Source organism: Aliiglaciecola sp. 2_MG-2023, from assembly GCF_030548145.1.
Lineage (GTDB): Bacteria > Pseudomonadota > Gammaproteobacteria > Enterobacterales > Alteromonadaceae > Aliiglaciecola > Aliiglaciecola lipolytica_A.
In genome coordinates this window covers 1-20,780 of the sequence record NZ_JAUORY010000036.1, presented here as the reverse complement: position 1 = coordinate 20,780, position 20,780 = coordinate 1, and the positions used below count along the sequence as shown (strand labels likewise).

General features: G+C 40.7%; 21 protein-coding genes. 10 read left to right on the top strand and 11 right to left on the bottom strand.

The genetic code is table 11. The features are described 5' to 3' along the window. Positions 1-248 precede the first annotated feature (248 nt). Positions 249-824: an SPOR domain-containing protein gene (locus Q4567_RS21275; RefSeq protein WP_216049136.1), complete on the bottom strand. Its 576-nt coding sequence runs from the start codon at positions 822-824 to the stop codon at positions 249-251. 162 nt (positions 825-986) lie between these two features. Next, positions 987-3,161: a primosomal protein N' gene (gene priA, locus Q4567_RS21270; protein ID WP_216049137.1), complete on the bottom strand. Its 2,175-nt coding sequence runs from the start codon at positions 3,159-3,161 to the stop codon at positions 987-989. Positions 3,162-3,364: 203 nt separating this feature from the next. Here priA and rpmE point away from each other — a divergent pair, with 203 nt between their 5' ends. Beyond that, a complete protein-coding gene (gene rpmE / locus Q4567_RS21265) occupies positions 3,365-3,577 on the top strand; it encodes a 50S ribosomal protein L31 (protein WP_216049138.1) in 213 nt (70 codons plus the stop codon). Positions 3,578-3,653: 76 nt separating this feature from the next. Here the strand turns inward: rpmE and Q4567_RS21260 are convergent, their stop codons facing one another. Next, entirely contained in the window at positions 3,654-4,769 is a 1,116-nt protein-coding gene (locus Q4567_RS21260; protein WP_216049139.1) for a hypothetical protein, read from the bottom strand. A gap of 418 nt (positions 4,770-5,187) precedes the next feature. Between Q4567_RS21260 and Q4567_RS21255 the strand changes: the two genes are divergently transcribed. Further along, entirely contained in the window at positions 5,188-6,435 is a 1,248-nt protein-coding gene (locus Q4567_RS21255; protein ID WP_216049140.1) for a malic enzyme-like NAD(P)-binding protein, read from the top strand. Positions 6,436-6,487: 52 nt separating this feature from the next. Next, complete coding sequence (locus Q4567_RS21250) at positions 6,488-6,976, top strand: GNAT family N-acetyltransferase (protein ID WP_216049141.1); 489 nt, start codon at positions 6,488-6,490, stop codon at positions 6,974-6,976. A gap of 53 nt (positions 6,977-7,029) precedes the next feature. Here Q4567_RS21250 and Q4567_RS21245 read toward each other — a convergent pair whose 3' ends face one another. Together Q4567_RS21245 and metJ are read right to left on the bottom strand one after the other, a co-directional pair. Then, positions 7,030-8,205 (bottom strand): hydroxymethylglutaryl-CoA reductase, encoded by a 1,176-nt coding sequence (locus Q4567_RS21245; RefSeq protein ID WP_216049142.1) that lies wholly within the window; start codon positions 8,203-8,205, stop codon positions 7,030-7,032. Between the two features lie 238 nt (positions 8,206-8,443). Further along, positions 8,444-8,761, bottom strand: a complete 318-nt coding sequence (metJ, locus tag Q4567_RS21240; RefSeq protein ID WP_216049143.1) for a met regulon transcriptional regulator MetJ — start codon at positions 8,759-8,761, stop codon at positions 8,444-8,446. 188 nt (positions 8,762-8,949) lie between these two features. On the opposite strand from metJ, the gene metF reads away from it, so the two are divergent. Both metF and Q4567_RS21230 read left to right on the top strand, forming a co-directional pair. After that, positions 8,950-9,840: a methylenetetrahydrofolate reductase gene (gene metF / locus Q4567_RS21235; RefSeq protein WP_216049144.1), complete on the top strand. Its 891-nt coding sequence runs from the start codon at positions 8,950-8,952 to the stop codon at positions 9,838-9,840. A gap of 34 nt (positions 9,841-9,874) precedes the next feature. Further along, a complete protein-coding gene (locus Q4567_RS21230; protein ID WP_303502274.1) occupies positions 9,875-10,816 on the top strand; it encodes a virulence factor BrkB family protein in 942 nt (313 codons plus the stop codon). Between the two features lie 52 nt (positions 10,817-10,868). Here the strand turns inward: Q4567_RS21230 and Q4567_RS21225 are convergent, their stop codons facing one another. Continuing rightward, the gene (locus Q4567_RS21225; protein ID WP_216049146.1) at positions 10,869-11,504 is read right to left on the bottom strand and encodes a DUF2959 domain-containing protein; all 636 of its coding nucleotides are present in this window, start codon (positions 11,502-11,504) and stop codon (positions 10,869-10,871) included. A gap of 2 nt (positions 11,505-11,506) precedes the next feature. Continuing rightward, positions 11,507-11,728, bottom strand: coding sequence for a hypothetical protein (locus tag Q4567_RS21220; protein ID WP_216049147.1), 222 nt, complete (start codon positions 11,726-11,728; stop codon positions 11,507-11,509). Between the two features lie 105 nt (positions 11,729-11,833). Between Q4567_RS21220 and pip the strand changes: the two genes are divergently transcribed. The 3 genes from pip to Q4567_RS21205 all read left to right on the top strand — a co-directional run bounded on the left by pip (position 11,834) and on the right by Q4567_RS21205 (position 14,302). After that, the gene (gene pip / locus Q4567_RS21215) at positions 11,834-12,805 is read left to right on the top strand and encodes a prolyl aminopeptidase (protein WP_216049148.1); all 972 of its coding nucleotides are present in this window, start codon (positions 11,834-11,836) and stop codon (positions 12,803-12,805) included. Next, complete coding sequence (dtd, locus tag Q4567_RS21210) at positions 12,802-13,242, top strand: D-aminoacyl-tRNA deacylase (protein ID WP_216049149.1); 441 nt, start codon at positions 12,802-12,804, stop codon at positions 13,240-13,242. The genes pip and dtd overlap by 4 nt, the downstream gene beginning before the upstream one ends. 145 nt (positions 13,243-13,387) lie before the next feature. Beyond that, complete coding sequence (locus Q4567_RS21205) at positions 13,388-14,302, top strand: bifunctional GNAT family N-acetyltransferase/hotdog fold thioesterase (RefSeq protein ID WP_303502269.1); 915 nt, start codon at positions 13,388-13,390, stop codon at positions 14,300-14,302. Positions 14,303-14,392: 90 nt separating this feature from the next. Here Q4567_RS21205 and rpoH read toward each other — a convergent pair whose 3' ends face one another. Continuing rightward, positions 14,393-15,247, bottom strand: coding sequence for an RNA polymerase sigma factor RpoH (rpoH, locus tag Q4567_RS21200; protein WP_216049151.1), 855 nt, complete (start codon positions 15,245-15,247; stop codon positions 14,393-14,395). A 248-nt stretch (positions 15,248-15,495) separates the two neighbouring features. On the opposite strand from rpoH, the gene Q4567_RS21195 reads away from it, so the two are divergent. Continuing rightward, the gene (locus tag Q4567_RS21195) at positions 15,496-16,713 is read left to right on the top strand and encodes an EAL and HDOD domain-containing protein (RefSeq protein WP_216049152.1); all 1,218 of its coding nucleotides are present in this window, start codon (positions 15,496-15,498) and stop codon (positions 16,711-16,713) included. A gap of 59 nt (positions 16,714-16,772) precedes the next feature. Continuing rightward, positions 16,773-18,011 carry an EAL and HDOD domain-containing protein gene (locus Q4567_RS21190; protein WP_216049153.1) on the top strand — a complete coding sequence of 413 codons (1,239 nt, stop codon included), beginning with the start codon at positions 16,773-16,775 and terminating at the stop codon, positions 18,009-18,011. Between the two features lie 37 nt (positions 18,012-18,048). Here the strand turns inward: Q4567_RS21190 and ftsX are convergent, their stop codons facing one another. The 3 genes from ftsX to ftsY all read right to left on the bottom strand — a co-directional run. Next, entirely contained in the window at positions 18,049-19,029 is a 981-nt protein-coding gene (gene ftsX, locus Q4567_RS21185) for a permease-like cell division protein FtsX (RefSeq protein ID WP_216049154.1), read from the bottom strand. Beyond that, positions 19,029-19,733: a cell division ATP-binding protein FtsE gene (gene ftsE, locus Q4567_RS21180; protein ID WP_216049155.1), complete on the bottom strand. Its 705-nt coding sequence runs from the start codon at positions 19,731-19,733 to the stop codon at positions 19,029-19,031. The genes ftsX and ftsE overlap by 1 nt, the downstream gene beginning before the upstream one ends. A gap of 14 nt (positions 19,734-19,747) precedes the next feature. Then, positions 19,748-20,780 (bottom strand): signal recognition particle-docking protein FtsY (ftsY, locus tag Q4567_RS21175; RefSeq protein ID WP_303502262.1); only part of this gene is annotated, 1,033 nt, incomplete at its 5' end.

The window sequence follows — 20,780 nt, the reverse complement described above, 5'->3', positions numbered from 1 at the left end:
TGAAGGCCATGCTACAAATGCAAAACAACCTGTAGGCGGGCGCTTTAGACCCGTGGGAGATTTTAAATCCATGGCCTGAAGGCCATGCTACAAATGCAAAACAATCTGTAGGCGGGCGCTTTAGACCCGTGGGAGATTTTAAATCCATGGCCTGAAGTCCATGCTACAAATGCAAAACAACCTGTAGGCGGGCGCTTTAGACCCGTGGGAGATTTTAAATCCATGGCCTAAAGGCCATGCTACAAGGCTTAAAGGTCCCAGTACCAAATTTGGCAGGAACCAATACCGATACGCTGGATAACATGTCGGTCTGTCTCAGCATCTCTTTTATAATCGTACGGACCTAAAATGACACGATACCAAAGACCATTTTTACCTTCACTGGCCTTCACTAACGATTCTAATCCTTGCAGAGCCAATTGGGCGCGCATTTTTTCGGCTTGCTGTTTTTGCCTAAATGAACCACATTGCATCAAATAAGGTCGTGCTGACTTTTCTTGTTCTTTACGATCTATCTCTACGCTACCGTGTTCAAGTTCTTCAGGATAAATATATTCTTCTTCTGGCATTTCAGGTAATGATTCCTGATCATTGGTCTTCCCTTGTACCTTTTGCTTTTGTGGTTTTGGTTCCACTTGCGGCTGTTCTTGTGGAACCTCGTCTGAACTAGATGGGTGGCTTATGGCCCATAAAAAATAAGCAAAACCGCTGACGAGTATTAAGGTAATAAGAAATGGAAACCAAGGACGCTTCGGCTTTTCCACTTTTTTGACTGGTTTCTTTTTAGGTGCCTGACCGCGCTTTACAAAATCTTTGTGTGCCATATTTATTATTTTAATAAGTGAGAGTGATTTCTAGGGTAATGAACTAACGGCAATGCATTTGAAATATATGATTAGTGATTACTCAGACGATGCATCTTATTCCTGAGTTCAAGGCAAATAGTATCGTGAACAGCCACATAAAACCAACAATAAAACCAAGATTTAGATGAAATCTTGCGGATCGATATCAATTGACCATCGGACTTTTCTTGCGCTGGGTAATGCCTCAATTTCAGTTGCGAAATGGCCAATAACGTGATTTAGCAAAGCGCGACTTTGACTTTGCATTAACAGTTGCATGCGATATTTCCCTTGCCGTTTTTCCATAATGGCAGGAATAGGCCCAACAACACGAATCTGCGGATGTTGCGTCATTTGCGCTACCTGAGACAAAAACTCAAAGCCATCTTGAGCCTTCAATGATTCCGTTCTAAACAGTGCGTGAAAACTAAAAGGCGGTAAATTGGCTAACTTTCTTTCCGAAAGTGCAAAGCGTGCAAAATGACCATAGCCGTTATGAATCAAGTCTTGCAACAATGGGTGTCCAGGTTGATGGGTTTGCAACCACATTTCGCCCGGTTTCTGGGCTCTACCCGCTCTGCCAGAAAGCTGAGTGATTAGTTGAGCGAGATGCTCTGAAGCTCTAAAGTCTGCACTGAACAGTGCACCGTCAGCATCTAAAATCACCACCAGAGTGACATTTGGAAAATGATGACCTTTGGATAAAATCTGCGTCCCAATTAAAATCTGATGGGATCCAGCATTAATTTCTGTTAATAAATTGTCTAACTTTGCTTTACCTCGCACACTATCACTGTCGATTCTCACCGCACTGTATTGAGGAAATTGTTGTTCCAAATACATGGTTAATTGTTCAGTACCGACTCCTTGAGTGAGCAACTCATGATGACCACATTCTTTACATTGTTTAGGTAATGCCTTAGCCGCACCACAGTGATGACATTGCATTTTGTGTAACGACTTGTGCACTGTGTACGGTTTATTGCAACGTTTACACTCTTCCACATGCCCACAACTGTGGCAAAGTAAAGCAGGTGCATATCCTCGACGATTAACAAATAACATCACTTGATTACCCGCTTTCAAGTGCTGTTCAATGCGGGTAAGCATTCCGCTCGCTAAACCAGCAGTTAATGGCTGGTTAGTAATATCTAAAACACTTTGTTTAGCCTGCAAGGCGTTACCCGCACGTTGATTAAGCTGCAATAGCCGATAGCGGCCAGATAACGCGTTGTTCAGCGACTCTAAACTAGGTGTTGCTGAACCCAATATAAGTGGAATCTTATGTTCTTTTGCACGTATTACGGCTAAATCACGGGCACTGTATTTAAGACCATCTTGCTGTTTATACGAAGCATCATGCTCTTCATCAACAATTATCATTCCAGGACGCGCCATAGGGGTGAAAATTGACGAACGTGTTCCAATAATGATCCCCAGCTTGCCGGAACGACTTTTTTGCCACACTGCCAAGCGCTCGTTATCGGTTAGATTAGAATGCAAAATCCCCACTTCAATCCCAAAGCGTTTTTCAAAGCGTTTTACAGTTTGCGGTGTTAAACCAATCTCTGGTACCAGGATTAATACTTGTTTGTGGCTTTTTAGAACCTCTTCAATGCTTTGTAAATACACTTCGGTTTTACCACTACCGGTAATCCCTTCCAATAAAAAGCTTGTGTATTGGGCTAACGATTGACTGATTGCAGTTATTGCTAGGGCTTGTTCAACATTGGGTTGGGGCTTTTCAATGGATCCGTCAATAGTAAATTGAGACCTTTCGTTTTGTTCAAAAACTGATTCCACTTTAGCAATCTTTTTTTCCACTAAAGCTTTGATAACACCGTCGGTATAGGTCTGTTTTAGTGTACTCAGTGATATCGGTCGCTGCAAAAGTTCGATATAAAGTTCGCGTTGCTTTTTAGCTCGATTGAGTTGCTCAGGGATCTCGTCTTGATTCGCATCCGTTAAACACAGCATTTGAATTGGTTTAGGCTTGTCAGATTCACCCTTACGCAATGCCACTGGCAATACGGTGTGCATCACTTCACCAATTGGGTGATGGTAATAGCTCGCCAACCAATTACACAGGGACAGTAGCGTTTTATCGATTACAGGCTGCTCGTCGATAACCTGATTGATCGGTTTTAATTTACTTAAAAAAGGAGAGTCCTCGGTGGTTGAAAACACAATACCTATAAGCTCTCTGGGCCCAAATGGCACCCGAACACGACAACCAGGCAACAGGTCGCCATCTGCATGAAGATAATCGAACAATTGTCGTTTGGGTAACGGCAGTGCAATTTGATAAATGGGCATGGGCTAAATTCGATAATCCTAGACGATTTAGTGCTATTAAAGACACGATTTGGTTAACAAACAGTCGAAAAACAACTTGATCAATACAGTCCTTTACATTAATATGCGCGCCTCTTTGCGGCAAGCCGCTATTTAATTTAATTTGCGTATGGTGTGCAACTTCGGGTTGTATAGCGATACGGCCCAGAAATGAGGTAATCCATATGAAACAAGATATTCATCCAGAATACACTGAAATGACAGCTACTTGCTCTTGTGGCAACAAAATTGTTGTTCGTTCAACCCTTGGTAGAGACATGAACCTTGACGTATGTTCAGCATGTCACCCATTCTACACTGGTAAGCAACGTAATGTTGATACTGGTGGTCGTGTTGACAAGTTCAAGAAACGTTTCGGTGCATTGGGCAAAAAATAAGCCTAACTGCTACGAATTGAAAAAGGCGCTTAATGCGCCTTTTTTTGTGCCTGTTTTTTTGGCGTAATGGACGACTTTATTCGGCAATTAAATCATGAATATGTTTAAGTGACGGCAGCTTTCTTTGAGCTTGATAAAATAGGCGGTTTAATCGCCCAAGTAAATTAATCGAGCGACTGGGATCTTTTGGCTTTCGTCGATGAGAACTTGCTGTCTGTAAAAACTCCCATGGTTTTAAATCCATATTAGCAATCTGCTCAGAGCTAATACCTTGCGCTTGAATTGTAGATAAGATACGTTCAGTCTTACTTTCCTGAATTGGAATAATTTGCTTGTCATATACATCGCTAATTGGCTCACCAATTGCCGCCAATGTATTGTTAATGGCCTGCCATACTATGTCATGCTCGAATTGGTAGTTATTCGGTGCATAATACCCCATAATCTCCCATTCCAACTCGACATTACTTACCGCTACTGAACTTTTTAACTCTTCTGAAAAGGATAAATCGGGTCGCGCACCAATGTTATACACATCAACAGAGAAGCCTAGACAAATCACCAAGTCTCCGGTAATTTCAGGATCGTGAAACAGTGCTTCAAACGCAGCTCTTTTTACCCCCATCCAACCATGCACTATAGGAGTTTGAGTTGCAAAATCGCGAACATCGTTAGGTAAATCTTCACCATACTTATCAATAAACAAGGGAAGAGGATCTTGTTGCAGTTGATCATCTGGAACCCATATTTCATATTCTTGTCGATTATCGCCTTTACCACGACTTTTGATCCCATAGGACAGATTCGTTGGCCGACATATATTGCGATCCTCCCCTACTCGATGGAAGTATTCCGAGCGAAAACGCTTAATAAAGGGCGCATCTAGACCTGCAAGTGCCGCGGTTGGATAGCGAAAACCTAACTCACTTTTAGTTACTAAAGAAAGACCCGGCAGCACCTTACTCAAAATCGTTTTTACGCCCTTGAGCGCAGTAAGATTCGGCAAAACAACACTACGCTCAGGTTCAATACAATGCCTTTGCCCATCAGCGCTAATGAATTTTGGCGTTTTATGATAACCATATTGGACAAAACCAAGTTGCGCCGCATGGGCGTTTCGAATCAGGGCTAAATCAGAAAACAATGCATCATGATTTTTTATGTGCTTGATTAACGGTCGATTATCAGTCATAAGCTAAGAAGAAGAGAATTACCATTATATTAAGGAGATACCCCGTTATAAAATGATATTGGTTCTAACACAAGTGAAAAGTTTTATATGAGTTCAGATGAAAAGTTATATAAAGAGTGAAAACTTTCAAGGCTTTACAGGATAGAATAATAAGGCGTACATCCTTAATTGCTAACTCATATCATATTCGTGAATAGTATTCATAGCCTCATCTGATATGTGGTTTTGTTTAAGCTATGTTACATTCGACCAATTGGTAGCAGCCGCTTTTGTATACATCTGAAGGTGTTTTAAAGCGCGAGAATTAAAATAATAAGCTGATATTAATTAAATAACCCTTAACCGAACACTCTGTTACAAGCTGATAGTTTTCAGTTAATTGATGTGTTTACCCTACAAAGTAAGGAACAGGACAGTTATGTCTGATTTTCGACAAAAAGCATTGGATTATCATTCCAAACCTGTACCGGGAAAGATTAGCGTTGAGCTAACAAAACCGGCAGAAAGTGTTACAGATTTAGCATTAGCATATAGCCCCGGTGTTGCCGAACCAGTTAGAGAGATTGCAGCAGACCCTAATGCCGCATATTTATATACTGGTAAAGGTAACATGGTGGCAGTCATTACCAACGGAACGGCGATATTAGGTTTAGGCAATTTAGGCCCGCTTGCATCAAAGCCGGTAATGGAAGGTAAAGCATTGTTGTTTAAACGCTTTGCCGGCTTAGACTCAATTGATATTGAAGTGACCCATCGTACAACTGAAGAGTTCATCAATACAGTGGCAAGTATCGCCGATACCTTTGGCGGTATTAACTTAGAAGATATTAAAGCCCCCGAATGTTTTGAAATTGAACAAGAGTTGATTAAACGTTGTTCAGTACCCGTATTTCACGATGATCAGCACGGTACAGCAATCGTAACTGCTGCAGGTATGCTCAATGCGTTGGAAATTCAGGGTAAAAATGTCGCTGACGTCAATGTGGTATGTATGGGTGCGGGAGCTGCGGCTGTCGCATGCATGGAACTATTGATAAAATGTGGTGCCCAGCGTGAACGAATTTATATGCTTGATAGAAAAGGCGTCATTCATACTCGTCGTGACGACCTAACCCCTCATAAACAAATGTTTGCTAACAATACTGACAAGCGCACACTTGAAGATGTAATGGATGGCGCAGATGTTTTTGTAGGTGTTTCAGGCCCCGATGTATTGCCAGCATCAGCATTGAAACTGATGGCTGCGAACCCGGTTATTTTTGCTTGTTCAAACCCAGATCCAGAAATTAAACCGGAATTAGCCCATAAAGTTCGTGATGATCTGATTATGGCAACGGGTCGCTCTGATTATCCAAATCAGGTAAACAATGTACTGTGTTTCCCATTTATCTTTAGGGGTGCACTTGATGTTAGAGCTTCTAAAATAAATGACGAAATGAAAATTGCAGCCGTCAATGCCATTCGTAGTATTGCTAAAGAAGCTGTTCCTCAGCAAGTATTAGATGCCAGTGACATTGATAAGTTAGAGTTTGGGCGTCAATACATAATTCCCAAACCTATGGATCCTCGGTTGTGTAAGCGAGTGGCTACTGCCGTTGCCCAGGCAGCTATCGATTCAGGAGTCGCAGCCATTACAGAACTGCCAAAAAACTATTTGGCTGAATAAAGTGAGGCGCTTAGCGCCTTCTTTCTGCAATCCCGGCTAAAAAGGAATTTAGATGCAAATTCGACACAGTGATAAAGCCGACATTCCACAAATTAAACAAATCTATGAACAAACTATAAACTACGCCAATACGCTTCAGTTACCCTACCCTTCGTTGGATAGCTGGGAGGCATTTTTAGGCGACAAGCCGGATAATTTCTATAGTTTAGTTGTCACAGAGCATGCGCAAATCGTTGCTCAGATAGGCATAGAAGTATGTACTAATAATAGACGTAAACACGCAGCAAATATCGGCATGGCGGTGGTACCTAGCAAAAGTAATCAAGGTTACGGTAGTCAATTACTTAAAGCTGCAATTGATTTACTTGAAAATTGGTTGGCCGTCACCCGTATCGAACTAGAAGTGTATACAGATAATGATAGTGCCATTGCTCTTTATAAAAAATTTGGCTTTAAAATTGAAGGGACTGCGCAAAATTACGCATTTAGAAACGGAGAATTAACGGATGTGTATTTAATGGCTAGAATTAAAAGTCAATAGCAGAAAATTCATGACCACCCCATCGCGAGGTGATCTGAATACTTGAATATAACCTAGTCTCTGTTGCGACCAAATTTATCGTGACTACTGACCCAATGCCCGCCAATAACCGCACAAGCCAAAGAAATATCTCCAGCTAATACCGTTGCGGCAACGATCTCTGCGAACTTGTTGGCTTTACCTGTGCCATAACAATCCATCAGTTCAAGACACTCTTTTTGAGTCGGTAAGCCCGTTCCGCCACCATAAGTTGCAACAATTAACGACGGCAAGGTAACAGAAAGGTAAAAATCGCCGTTATCCAAAAGTTCATGGGAAAGTAAACCTGCATGAGACTCCACCACATTGGCTTCATCTTGCCCTGTGGCAATAAATATCGATGCAATTCCATTCGCCGAATGTGGACCGTTGTATGCAGCTCCAGCCATCAACGCGCCAGTATTAGCCAACACAGTAGCCCGAGCCAACATTTTGGTATCGACTTTCATGATCTTTTTAAGCACGTCTTTTTTAAGTACGATTTCAGCGATTACTCGTTTACCACGAGAGTGCAACATGTTCAGGTGGGAATGCTTTTTATCAGTATCCATATTACCCGATAATAGGTATTCACACTTTTCAGGATAATTCGCCACTATCCATTCGCAAGCAGCAAGGGTTGCTTTACCCACCATATTTTGTCCAGCTGCATCGCCAGTGGTGTAGTTAAAACGTAAATAACGTGTTTTTGAAACAGACCACTGCATGATGTGTTCTAGCTTACCAATACTAGTCGTTGTTTCAGCTGCCGCTTTAATTTCTAAAAAGTGTTCATCTATCCACTTGCCGAATTCACGAGCTTCTCTAGCATTGGCAAAAATAAACGCGGGGGCTCGTTGCATAAACTGTTCAACAACTGTCGTATTGACGCCACCGCACTCATTTATAACTCGCATGCCTCGGCTGTAACTTGCAACTAAAGTACCTTCAGTTGTCGCTAAGGGTACATGAAATAAGCCATTCGCATATTCACCATTCACCTGAACAGGACCGGCAATTCCGACTGGCATCTGCACGACACCTATGAAATTTTCAATATTGCCAGGGAGCGCTTCTGGGTCGATAGAAAAATGCCCAGTATGTGGCAGTTCCGTGCCTGTTTGTTCGGTAAGGTATTCACGACGCTTCTGAGCCCACTCGAGACTATGATCATTCATTGTATTGCGCGGGATACGCGGTGTTTTTACCATGTTAACTTGTCCTCAATTGGCGATATTTATATGACTATTTATTCACTTAATTAATTTTCAATTAAACAGCTAATGTTCTTAATGCAATCTACCTGCCAAAGCGAGAATAATGCACAAAGATGAATAAATCATGAAACTCACTCGAATCTTGACTATTTTTGCACCAATAATGGGATTTTACAATTGTGGATTGATGCAATTGAAAGCATAACATAGTTAGTGTAGCGCCTAACTCTGATCAGTCGTCAATTTCCTTCACTTCTAGACCCATCGCTTCCATTAACTCTCGAGCCTCTTTGGGAATTCGATTGGGATTGTCTTTGCGAAGATCGTCATCGTCAGGGAGTGGTTGTCCAGTAAAAGCGTGCAAGAATGCCTCACACAACAGTTCTGAATTTGTTGCATGCCTTAAATTATTTACCTGTCGACGAGTTCGCTCATCCGTAAGGACCTTCAAAACCTTTAACGGGATTGAAACTGTTACTTTTTTTACGAGTTCACTTTTTTTACCGTGTTCAGCGTAGGGATGTATGTATTTTCCGTTCCACTTTGCCATACTGTTGCTCTTTTATCTTTCTTATAAGATGAAAGTCTAACCTCAAGTCTATTAGATGTCTAAACATCTTGACGGCTTATCATTCTCAGTTTAGTTTAGACGTCTAAACGGCTAATACCAAATTGTACGTAAAAGTACTAACAGAAAATAGATTGGTATTATTATTATTTTACATATTGGAGTACAGCATGGTCTCTTACGCACAAGGTATTGAGTCGCTAAATCAATCGCTGTCTGAGTTAAGCGATATCAATGTTTCTTTTGAATTTTTCCCGCCTAAAACGGAACAAATGGAACAAACACTTTGGAAATCAGTTGAGCGTCTAGCGCCATTGAAGCCAGCCTATATGTCGGTAACTTATGGTGCCAACAGTGGTGAAAGAGACCGGACTCATGACGTGGTTAAACGGATTCAAAGTGAAACTGGTGTGCCAGCTGTCCCCCATTTAACATGCGTAGACGCAGGTAGAGAAGAGCTAATCCAGATAGCCAAAGATTATTGGCAGTCAGGTATTAGACGAATCGTTGCGCTACGAGGCGATCTACCAGCAGGTACTGAAAAAACCGAAATGTACGCATCAGACTTAGTCGCTTTGCTAAAAGACGTAGCCGATTTTGATATTTCTGTTGCAGCTTATCCTGAGAAACACCCTGAAGCGCCCAATGCACAGTTCGATTTGCTTAACCTGAAACGTAAAGCGGAAGCAGGAGCCACCCAAGCAATTAGTCAATTTTTCTTTGATGCAGAGGTATTTTTACGTTTTCGAGACCGTGCTGCGGCGGCGGGTATAGATTTAGATATTGTACCGGGCATATTACCTGTGACAAATTATCAAACTCTTAAACGCTTTGCCGGATTTACCAACGTGCACGTACCTAACTGGTTACACAAAATGTACGATGGCTTAGATCAAGACGATCAGACAACTCGAAATCTAATGGGTGCAAGCATCGCAATGGATACAGTCAAAGTATTAGCCAAAGAAGGAATACGAGACTTCCATTTTTATACTCTAAACAGAAGTGAATTAAGCTACGCAATTTGTCATTTACTAGGCGTTCGTGCACAAAACGGATAAACTGCTGTTGCTATAAATTAATTTTGAGAGTGGTATGACACAGCAGAACTGGTTCGCACAGAGTAAACGCTTTTTAGGGCACGTATATATTGTGTTGCGGAATGTTGTCCACCACTGCCAAAAAGATAACATTAGTGTTTCTGCTGGCCATCTCGCTTATGTTTCTCTGCTGTCGTTAGTACCCTTTATTGTTGTGTTTTTCAGCATTCTGTCGGCGTTTCCAGCGTTTTCAGAAGTAAGGCAGCACTTAGAGCAGTTTGTATTTAATAACTTCATTCCCACCTCTGGCGATGTGTTGCAAAAACATATGACAGAATTCGTCAATAATGCCTCCAAAATGGGAGCCTTAAGTATTGCGTTTCTGGTGGTGGTTGCATTAACCCTTATTTCTAATGTTGATAAAACCCTTAACAGAATATGGCAAGCTAAAAGCGAACGCCCTCGCATATACACCTTTGCCATTTACTGGATGGTACTTACTTTAGCTCCCCTTTTAATTGGAGTCAGTGTCTTGGTCAGCTCTTACTTGGTCGGTTTGGCTAACTACGCTGACGAATATACGCCAGGCTTTAGCACTGTATTGCTCAAAGTAGTCCCATTTATCACCTCAGTGATTGCCTTCTTCATTTTATACATGGTCGTACCGAACAAACAGATCAGCTATAAACATGCTCTATCAGGCGCAATCTTGGCTGCCGGTCTATTCGAATTATCCAAAAAAATGTTTTCCATGTATGTGGAAAACTTCCCTTCTTATCAAGTGATATATGGGGCAATTGCGGTTGTTCCCATTTTGTTTGTGTGGGTATATTTAAGTTGGATATTGGTTTTGGTGGGCGCTGAATTCACCCGAGCGTTGGAACGTATAATGCCAGAGGAAGACACTGGTGAAGAGCGCAATCTGATACCTGATGATGATGGCGATGAAGAAAATCATGTAAAACCCGATGATTTGCCCGAAGAGCCACACAAATAAGGTTTTAGATATTTAACCGTAAAGAGTTTAAAGGGGCAGTTTGCCCCTTAATTTAAGATTGAATACTAGATATAAACGCATTACTTTGCGAAATAGCTGAATTCATTTCTTTGATCAGAACATCAATATCTTTCTTGATTAGGTTGAATTCACCTTGCAACGCACCTACCGCATTGGCATTTAGATTATGTTTTAAATAAAGAACATTGTCTTGCAAAGCTGATAGCACTGGAGGCATTTTTGACTCCGCTTTACGCATAGCTGAAATCAACGAATTATAGCGTCTCTGTGTTTCTCTGAGTTGTTTTTCACTATCACGTTTTAACTTAGCATTTGAATACTTTTCAAGCTCTTCAGTCCACTCGTCAAATAATGCTTCAGCAACACTTTCCACTTTATCAATGCGATTACTAACGTTGTCCGCGGCATCTTTGCTTGCTTCATATTGACTGCTTAGATCTTCGTACACATCCTGTAAATCGCCACCGTCAAAGTTAATTAATTGACTGAATTCATCTAACGCAGAGGCAAATTGCTGTTGGGCATCTTCTTGAGAATCTTTCGCTTCTTCGACACGATCAACCAAAATATCGCGCTTTTCGACACCGAGCTTTTCCCAAGCTGCATAATATGCACTTTGGCAACCGAACATCATAAGACTAAAGATTACGACTATTATTTTTTTCATATCTATGGGCCTTTGTATTTAGCAGCATCAATTATTGCCCAAATATAGGCTATCCCAGCAATAACACCAGGAACAATTAAAAACCACAGAGCTGCACCACCAAAAAAGATGATTGCGAAAATGAGAGCAGCCAAGATTCTGCCCTGTACCAACTGCCCTAACCCTGGAAAAAAGATATTACAAATTGCAGCAATCACATTGCCGCCAGATCCTTGCCCGGCCATTTTTGCCTCCGAAATCGAGTTATTATTGAATAGAAGTCGTAAATTTTACGAATTAAGTGCTAAATTAAAGCAAATGGATTCAATAAACAAACAAAAGCGGAATTTATGAGCCATATATATCCACCGATTAAAACCTATGATAGCGAAATTTTAGATGTAGGTGACGGGCACCAAATTTACCTTGAGCAATCAGGTAACCCAAAAGGCATACCCGTTTTATATCTTCATGGCGGGCCAGGTGCAGGATTATCGCCGATGTACCGAAGTTTTTTTAATCCTGACATATACCGAATAATCGGATTTGACCAACGAGGATGTGGGAAATCGCTTCCGTTTGCTAAGCTAGAACAGAATACAACAGCCCACATACTCAGCGATATTGAAATGATTCGAAAGCATCTAGGAATAAAGAAATGGATGCTTTGTGGAGGCTCTTGGGGAACGACTTTAGCCTTACTCAACGCCATTGATAAGCCTGAAACAGTGACTGCAATTATTTTACGCGGTGTGTTTTTGGGTCGAAAAGAAGATTTTGAATGGTTTATTGAGCGCAGCGGAGGCGCTGCACAACTTTTTCCTGAGTACTATGAAGAATTTGTGGAAATTGTAAAAGAAGGCGCTAAAAACGTTTCGGTAACCGACCGTTTTTATCAGATATTTTTAAATGGTGATGAACTCACCAGAGTGCATGCAGCGAAGTCTTGGTGCATGTGGGAAGAACGCATTTCCGTTTTGAATAGCTCGGTTAAGGAACATGATTTCCATCAAAATTTAAGCCGTGCAGCCAGCTTGGCTTTGTTGGAATGCCATTATATTAAAAATCGCTGCTTCATTGCAGAAAACCAAATTTTAAAGAATATTCATAAAATTGACTCCATTCCAGGCACGATAATCCACGGTCGATTCGATATTGTCTGTAAAATGGAAAATGCTTACACTTTAAGTAAAGTATGGCGTGCGGGACAATTATTAATAGTACCAGAAGCCGGTCATAGCGCATCAGATCCAAGAATAAGCGATGCAATTTGTCACGCAACCGATAGAATGGCTAAATTTCTAAAAGAGAAACAATCTTGATTGCACTGATTCAACGCGTTACCCGAGCCCATGTAGAAATTGACAATGATATTGTTGGAAAAATTGATAAAGGCATGATGTTGCTCTTAGGTGTCGAAAAAACAGATACCCTAGAAACCGTTAAAAAACTTGCCAACAAACTAATCAAATTAAGAATGTTTAGTGATGCTGATGGAAAAATGAACCTCAATATCCAACAGTTTGGCGGTGCTATGTTAATTGTTTCCCAATTTACCCTAGTTGCCGATACTCGTAAGGGAAATAGACCCGGATTTTCAGATGCAGCGCCTCCTGAGCTAGGTAAAGAGCTGTATCAGCAATTCGTTAACTACTGTCAGCAGCAGGGTATTGAATGTCAAACCGGCGAATTCGGTGCAGACATGCAGGTATCCCTTGTAAACGACGGCCCCGTTACATTTCATCTTCAAATAAATTAACCTGTCTATTGTGCGTGGTCTGCGATTGCGCTTTAATGATGAACATTTTTCGCGGGCAAACGTGGATATCAAGATAGGTTTTAGGTTGATTATTGAAAAAACATCCTTCTTGAATTGACCTGTAATAAAAGAGACGACTTATTTTATGTATAGAATAGAAACGCCAAAAACGGAGCAACAACTTGAAGAGTATTTCCATTTCCGTTGGGAAATGTTGAGGGAGCCATGGAACCATCCGTTAGGCTCTGAGAAAGATGAATACGAACAAGTTGGTGAGCATCGAATGGTTGTTGATGGCAACGGTAAAGTCGTTGCTGTAGGGCGTGTACATTTAAATATGTCAGAAGAAGCCCAAATTAGACATATAGCGGTTGCTAAAGAATGCCAAGGTAAGGGAATAGGCAAGTTAATATATTCGGCATTAGAAGAAGTTGCTAGACAGCAAGGTGCGAAACGATTGGTTACCAACAGTCGTCGTATATCCATCGAGTTTTTTGAAGCTTGTGGATTTGTAGTAGAAAAAGAAGCGCCAACTGAAATGGGTAAACTGAAACGTTCACAAATGATTAAAAAACTGTCAGATGTGAACCAAGTAATGCTGCACCCTAAATGGTGCCAAGATCTACAAAATACCTGGCATGAAACCATCCCGATTAGTGAACAAATGGGGATTCAACTCTATCAATACAGTGGCAAGACACTAGAAGTTAGAGCTTCGTTAAACAAGAATGTTAATTTACATGGCACTATGTTCGCAGGCAGTATTTTTTCGTTGGCGACATTAACTGGCTGGGGAATGATCCATTTAAAACTGAAAGAAAAAGGATTAGAGGGAGAGATTGTATTGGGAGATGGTGATATTCACTACCATAAACCTATTACCATGCAACCCAGAGCCTTATGTAACATTGAATCCTTGGAAGGTAAGCTTGAGTTGTTAGAAAGAAATAAGAAAGTGGCGATCAAACTACAAGTAGATATTCTAGATGGTGAGTCACCAGTTGCTGAATTCAAAGGTGTGTTCTGGGTATTACCGAGTAAAATTGCAGAACCGGATTAGGTTGTTCTGTAAAAGTAATAAGCATAAAAAAAGCGCGATGAATAATTCGCGCTTTTTTATGAAGTCATTATAGATGTTTGAACTAGCTGATTATGCAACCATCGCTGACTGCAATTTCTTCATTGCATTCTTTTCAATCTGACGTACACGTTCAGCAGACACTTCATATTTGTCAGCCAAATCTTGCAACGTCAACTTGTCATCCGACAACCAACGAGTCTGGATAATATGCTGACTGCGCTCGTCTAAGGTTTTGATCGCCGAGTGCAGACGTTTGGAAGCGTTGCTATCCCAATCAGAATTAATTACTTCGCTTTCTACATCAGTTGTTTTGTCTTCTAGAAACTGTACCGGTGCAAAACTTCCACTTTCGTCATCATCAGCAGACAAATCAAATGCTTGATCTTGGCTGCTCATTCTAGCTTCCATTTGCAGTACTTCTTTGGTACTCACACCTAACTCTTGTGCTACTTTTTGCACTTCATCGTGAGTAAACCAGCCTAGACGCTTTTTGTTTTTACGCAGGTTAAAAAACAACTTACGCTGTGCTTTAGTGGTTGCCACTTTCACAATTCGCCAGTTTTTAAGCACAAATTCATGAATCTCTGCTTTTATCCAATGCACAGCAAAAGACACTAGTCTCACACCGACAGTTGGATCAAATCGCTTCACTGCTTTCATTAGGCCAATATTGCCTTCCTGAATGAGATCAGCTTGGGGTAATCCATAACCTGAGTATGATTTAGCAATATGTACAACAAAACGTAAATGGGACATAACTAGCTTTCGTGCCGCTTCAATGTCTTCATCTCGCTGCAAACGTTCTGCTAGCTGACGTTCTTCTTCCACAGTCAGCATGTTGATGCTGCTAACAGCTTGAATATAAGTTTCAATGCTGCCACTGTGAGGAACGCTTAATACCATAGCTTGCATATTTGTGCTCATGTATACCTCATTATTCGTTACAGCCCAGTATTCTATCAATACAAATGGGCAAAGCCAATTATCTATTACGTATATAGACCGCAAAAGGTCATAAATAATTCACTCAAACTGAAATTAATTGTCTCAAAAAAGACATTCAAGGTATATGGGGGCGCATATTTATATTTAAAGGTTTAATTTTAAATTAAAATAGAACACTATACTCGACTAATATTCAATCAAGTTGAACAGGTATTAGGCAAGGTTAAATGTTTTCTTACATCGCACGACAAGCTATCTTTGACCAACAGATGCAGGTATTTGCTTACGAACTACTTTTTCGAGATGGTGAGGGTAACTGTTTTCCAGAAATTGAGCCGAATCAAGCGACATCAAAAATTATTACAAACAGCCACTTTTCAATAGGCGTTGAAGAAATTTCAGATGGAAAAACGGCCTTCATCAACTTTCAGACAGACACCCTACTCTATCGATTTCCCACTCTATTCGATCCGCAAACGGTTGTTATTGAGTTAATAAAAAGTGTGAAAGTATCTGAAAAGCTTATTGCAGCGTGCAAACACATCAGTGGGCTCGGCTATAAAATAGCCATAGACGATTATGATTTTGATCCCAAATGGGATCGCCTATTTTCAGTTATCAATATAATTAAGGTAGACGTTACCACCACTGACTTTAAGCTTATAGAACAAAACCTATCTCGCATTAAACAAGCTCGCATCAAATTAGTGGCGACAAAAGTTGAAAATCATGACGTGTTTTTGCGTTACTCAGCTGTTGGATTTGATTTTTTCCAAGGCTACTTTTTTGCTAAACCCGAAATCAAGAAACATAAAAACATTCCGAGTTCTAAACTCAATTTGTTGAAGTTAATGCGCGAGAGTGCAAATAGCCAATTTGAATTCGACAAAATTTGTCAGATCGTCGAAAAAGATGTCTCCCTCTCGTATATGTTGATGCGTTTTATCAACAATCCAATTATGAATAAACGCAATAAAATCAATTCATTAAATCATGCATTGAATTATATGGGCGAAATAGAGATCAAAAAGTTTATCGCGTTGGTGGCCATCGCTAATTTAGGAGATGAAAAACCACCTGAGTTAATTCATCTGTCTTTGGTTCGCGCTAAATTTTGTGAACTCATTTCTATGGCTAAGAATGATGCTGATAACCCACCTAAAGGATTTTTAGTTGGTTTATTTTCACTTTTAGATGCATTGTTAGATCAGAATATGTCAAAGTTAATAAAAAAATTACCATTAAACGACGACTTAAAGAATGCGTTATGTGGCATTGAAGGCCAACTTAGAGATTATTTAGTGGTTGCTCGAGCGTTTGAATACGGCGACTGGAACGGTGTGACACACCATTCAACTAAACTTGAACTTGATCAAGACATGTTGCATAGTTTTTACAATGAATCGATTAAATGGGCGTCAGCTATGACCCGTTCAATTCGTTAATTAATAAATCAGAAACGACAAATTAAAATTTGTATAAAATGGAATAATAGGGGCTTTTGATGTTCGCTTTTGTGGCTAGGCAACCAATTTTAGACAAGGAAAAAGAAGTATTTGCGTATGAGCTATTTTTTAGAGACGGTAAAAATAACTGTTTTCCTGACAAATTAGTTGATGCATCTCAACCTCAACCACAGAATCAATCAAATTTGAAGTTGGCGTTAGACGATATTTCTTGCCAAAAAACGTCTTTTATTAATTTCACCAATGAGACCATACTCAAGGGCCTTCCCAATAGCCTAGACCCCAATACTGTTGTGGTCGAAGTATCTGAGAACGTTGAGGGCGAAGAATCGATCATTGAAGCCTGTCAGAATATCCGTGACATGGGATTTCAGATAGCCTTAAACGAACCTAAATTGACCACTAGCAGCGAGTTACTCAGCCTCGTCAATATCGTCAAAATTGACACTTTCCAACATGCTTTTCCTAATATCGCAAAGCAGATGCCACGGTTTTCCAATGCCAAGGTCAAAATGGTTGCCGATAATGTTGATACGCTACAAAATTTCATATCCTTTAATGACTTAGGCTTTGATTACTTCCAAGGTTATTTCTTTTCAAAACCAGTTAACTTCAACCAAGCTCCATTGCCAGTCAACAAGTTATCGCTGGTTGAGTTGATAGGCGAAACAGCGAATGAAAGTTTTGGTATTGATCGTATAAATGAAATTATTGAACGAGATGTTGGCCTGTCGTATATGTTGTTGAGGTTTATTAATAACCCAATGATTAATAAACGTTTTAAAATTACGTCGTTAAAACATGCATTAAATTACATGGGTGAAGTTGAAATTAAGAAATTCATCGCCCTACTTGCACTGGCGAATCTAGCAGATGATAAGCCTATGGAACTGTTACATATGTCTCTAGTGCGAGCCAAATTCTGTGATTTGATTGCAAAACACAGAAAGATTGGCGATAACCCGCCAACCGGGTTTATGGCCGGTTTATTTTCTTTGTTAGATGCATTATTAGATCAAGATATGCAGGAATTGGTGAATAAAATGCCAATTGTAGACGAGGTAAAATATGCATTGTGTGGTGGTAAGAACGATTTTTATCTCTACATTTTGCTGGCAAGAGCCTTTGAAAGCGCAACCTGGATGAAAGTTAGAAAAATCTCAGAAGTACTGGAAATAGAGCAAAAACACTTACACCATATGTTCAATCAAGCGGTGCTATGGGGTAATACAATTCGCCAATCAATCTCTCCACACTATCCTAAAGCGATAGCCTAGATAACGTAATTCATCTCAATATGATTTAGAGCTCGAGTTATTTCGGTTCAATGCTTCTTACATGCTTATGTACAGATATCATTGAGCCGGCTAATCCTAAAAAGATTGAGACTCCCAGCATAACTAGCAGCGAAGTAAGATCTAGACCTGTTAAGTCGAAGTCTTTTGCGTATTGCGCGGTTAAAGCATCAATACTACCGCCCATCCACCAAAGCAATAACATAACCGCAAACCAAGCCATCAAACCGCCTAACAAGCCATACCACATACCGGTGTACATAAATGGTCGATGTATAAATGCATCTGTAGCACCAACCAATTTCATCACCAAAATTTCATCCCGTCGACTTAGAATATTTAAGCGAATGGTGTTGCCAATAATTAACACCACAGCTAGAAATAACAAAAGAGCGACGGCATAGATTAATTCTTTGGCGATAGATAAAAAGCCGTGTAAGCGCTCTAGCCACTTAATGTCGAGTTTCCCCACTTCCACATGACGTTCACGATTAAGCTTATCTAATAGCTGTTTAGCAGCAGAGGGCGATGTATTTTGGGAGGTGGGATTGACTAAAATCACATCCGGTAACGGGTTTTCATCTAAGTAACTCAATGCTTCTCCCAAACCACTTTGTTGCTGAAATTCAAGCAATCCTTGATCGGCAGGAATATAGGTCACAGAATCGATTTCAGGCCAAAGCCCAAGTCTAGTCACTAATTGATTAGCGTCTTTGGATTGTGTCCCTTTACGTAGGAATAAGGTTATTTCAGAGGCCTGCTGCCAGTTTTCCGCAATCGATTCGGCATTTTTAACTAAAATATAGAAGGTGCTGGGTAATGTGATACTCAACCCAAGTACGCCAACGGTCATCAATGACGCTAACGGCGCTCGCCATAGTTCACCTAAGCTCCCTAATGCTTGTCTTACATGACTGACAAAAAACATGGTTATGCGCTGGAACATGCCAATTTTAGAAGAGTAAGCACCTTGAGACCGGCCTTTAAACAGAATACTCATTAAAAATCATACTCCTTAGGCTCTTCACTATCCCACTCTTCACTCAAACCATCGGTGATCATTTGTCCTTGTTTTAAGGTCAGTGATCGGTACTTCATTCGGGCAATTAATCCTAAATCATGGGTCGCAATAAAAACAGATACGCCAGCTTGATTAAAGTCTTCAAACAAACGAATGATTTCCATCGACAATTTAGGATCTAAGTTTCCTGTCGGTTCATCTGCCAACAACAAAGGAGGTTTATTAACAACTGCTCTGGCAATACCCACGCGTTGTTGCTCTCCCCCTGAAAGCATCATTGGAAAGCTTTTTATTTTGTCTCGTAAACCAACCATTTCAAGCGCTGCATGCACTCGTTTAGTGGTTTCTTTATGGGAGTAACCTTCAATAACCAATGGCAGTGCAACGTTATCAAACACGCTTTTATCCATTAATAATTGATGGCTTTGGAAAATCATTCCAATATCTCGTCGAATAAACGCGATTTGTCGACGATGTATGGTATTTAGGTCATGGCCATTGATCAGCACGCGTCCTACAGTAGGACGCTCCATAATACTAATGAGTTTCAACAGGGTACTTTTACCCGCGCCAGAATGGCCGGTTAAAAACGCCATTTCACCGGGCTCAATATGAAAACTTACTTTGCGTAAGGCTTGTTGCCCGCCTGGATAGGTTTTACTTACCTGTTCAAACTTAATCACGTTGTTACCTGCGTCTAACTATCATTGTCTTGAAACAGTGCTTCTACAAACTGCTGATTGTCGAATGGACGAAGATCATCAATCCCTTCACCCACACCAATATAGCGTATGGGAATATCAAACTTGTCTGCGATTGCGAATATGACGCCCCCTTTTGCGGTGCCATCTAATTTGGTCAGGGTGATACCGGTTAAACCCACAGCTTCATCAAACAGTTTAGTCTGACTAATTGCATTTTGTCCTGTACCAGCATCAATAGTAAGCATGATTTCATGGGGGGCTTGCGGGTTGATTTTTTTCATGACCCGAACGACCTTTTTGAGCTCTTCCATCAAATGATCTTTATTTTGCAGACGGCCTGCCGTATCTGCGATGAGAATATCCATGTTTTTCGCTTTAGCTGACTGGAAAGCATCAAAAACAACCGATGCACTGTCTGAGCCTGTTTGCTGGGCAACCACAGGAATATTGTTCCTTTCTCCCCAAACTTGCAACTGTTCAACAGCTGCGGCACGAAATGTATCTCCTGCCGCTAACATGACTTTTTTACCTTGCTGTTGAAATTGTTTGGCTAATTTCCCGATGGTAGTGGTTTTACCAACGCCATTGACACCAACCATCAGAATCACAAATGGCCCGTCAGCTGAGTCGATTTTAAGAGGTTCACTAGATTGACCTAAAATATCCGACATTTGCTGTTTGAGAAGTTGATATAACGCGTCGCCATCTTTCAACTGAGAACGATTGGCACTTTCGGTTAACTCCTTAATAATTTTACTCGTGGTATCCATACCCAAGTCGGCAACTAGCAATTGGGTTTCGAGTTCCTCGAATAACTCGTCATCGATGCTTTTACCTTTAAATAAACTAACAAAACCACTACCTAAATTTTGTTTGGTTCGCGACAACCCGCGTTTAAGTTTGCTGAAAAACCCTTCTGGCTCTGGCTCTGGCTCTGGCTCTGGCTCTGGCTCTGGATCTTGATCTTGATCTTGATCTTCCTGTTGATAAATATGAGCATGGGAATCAGTATCATGATCGACAGAG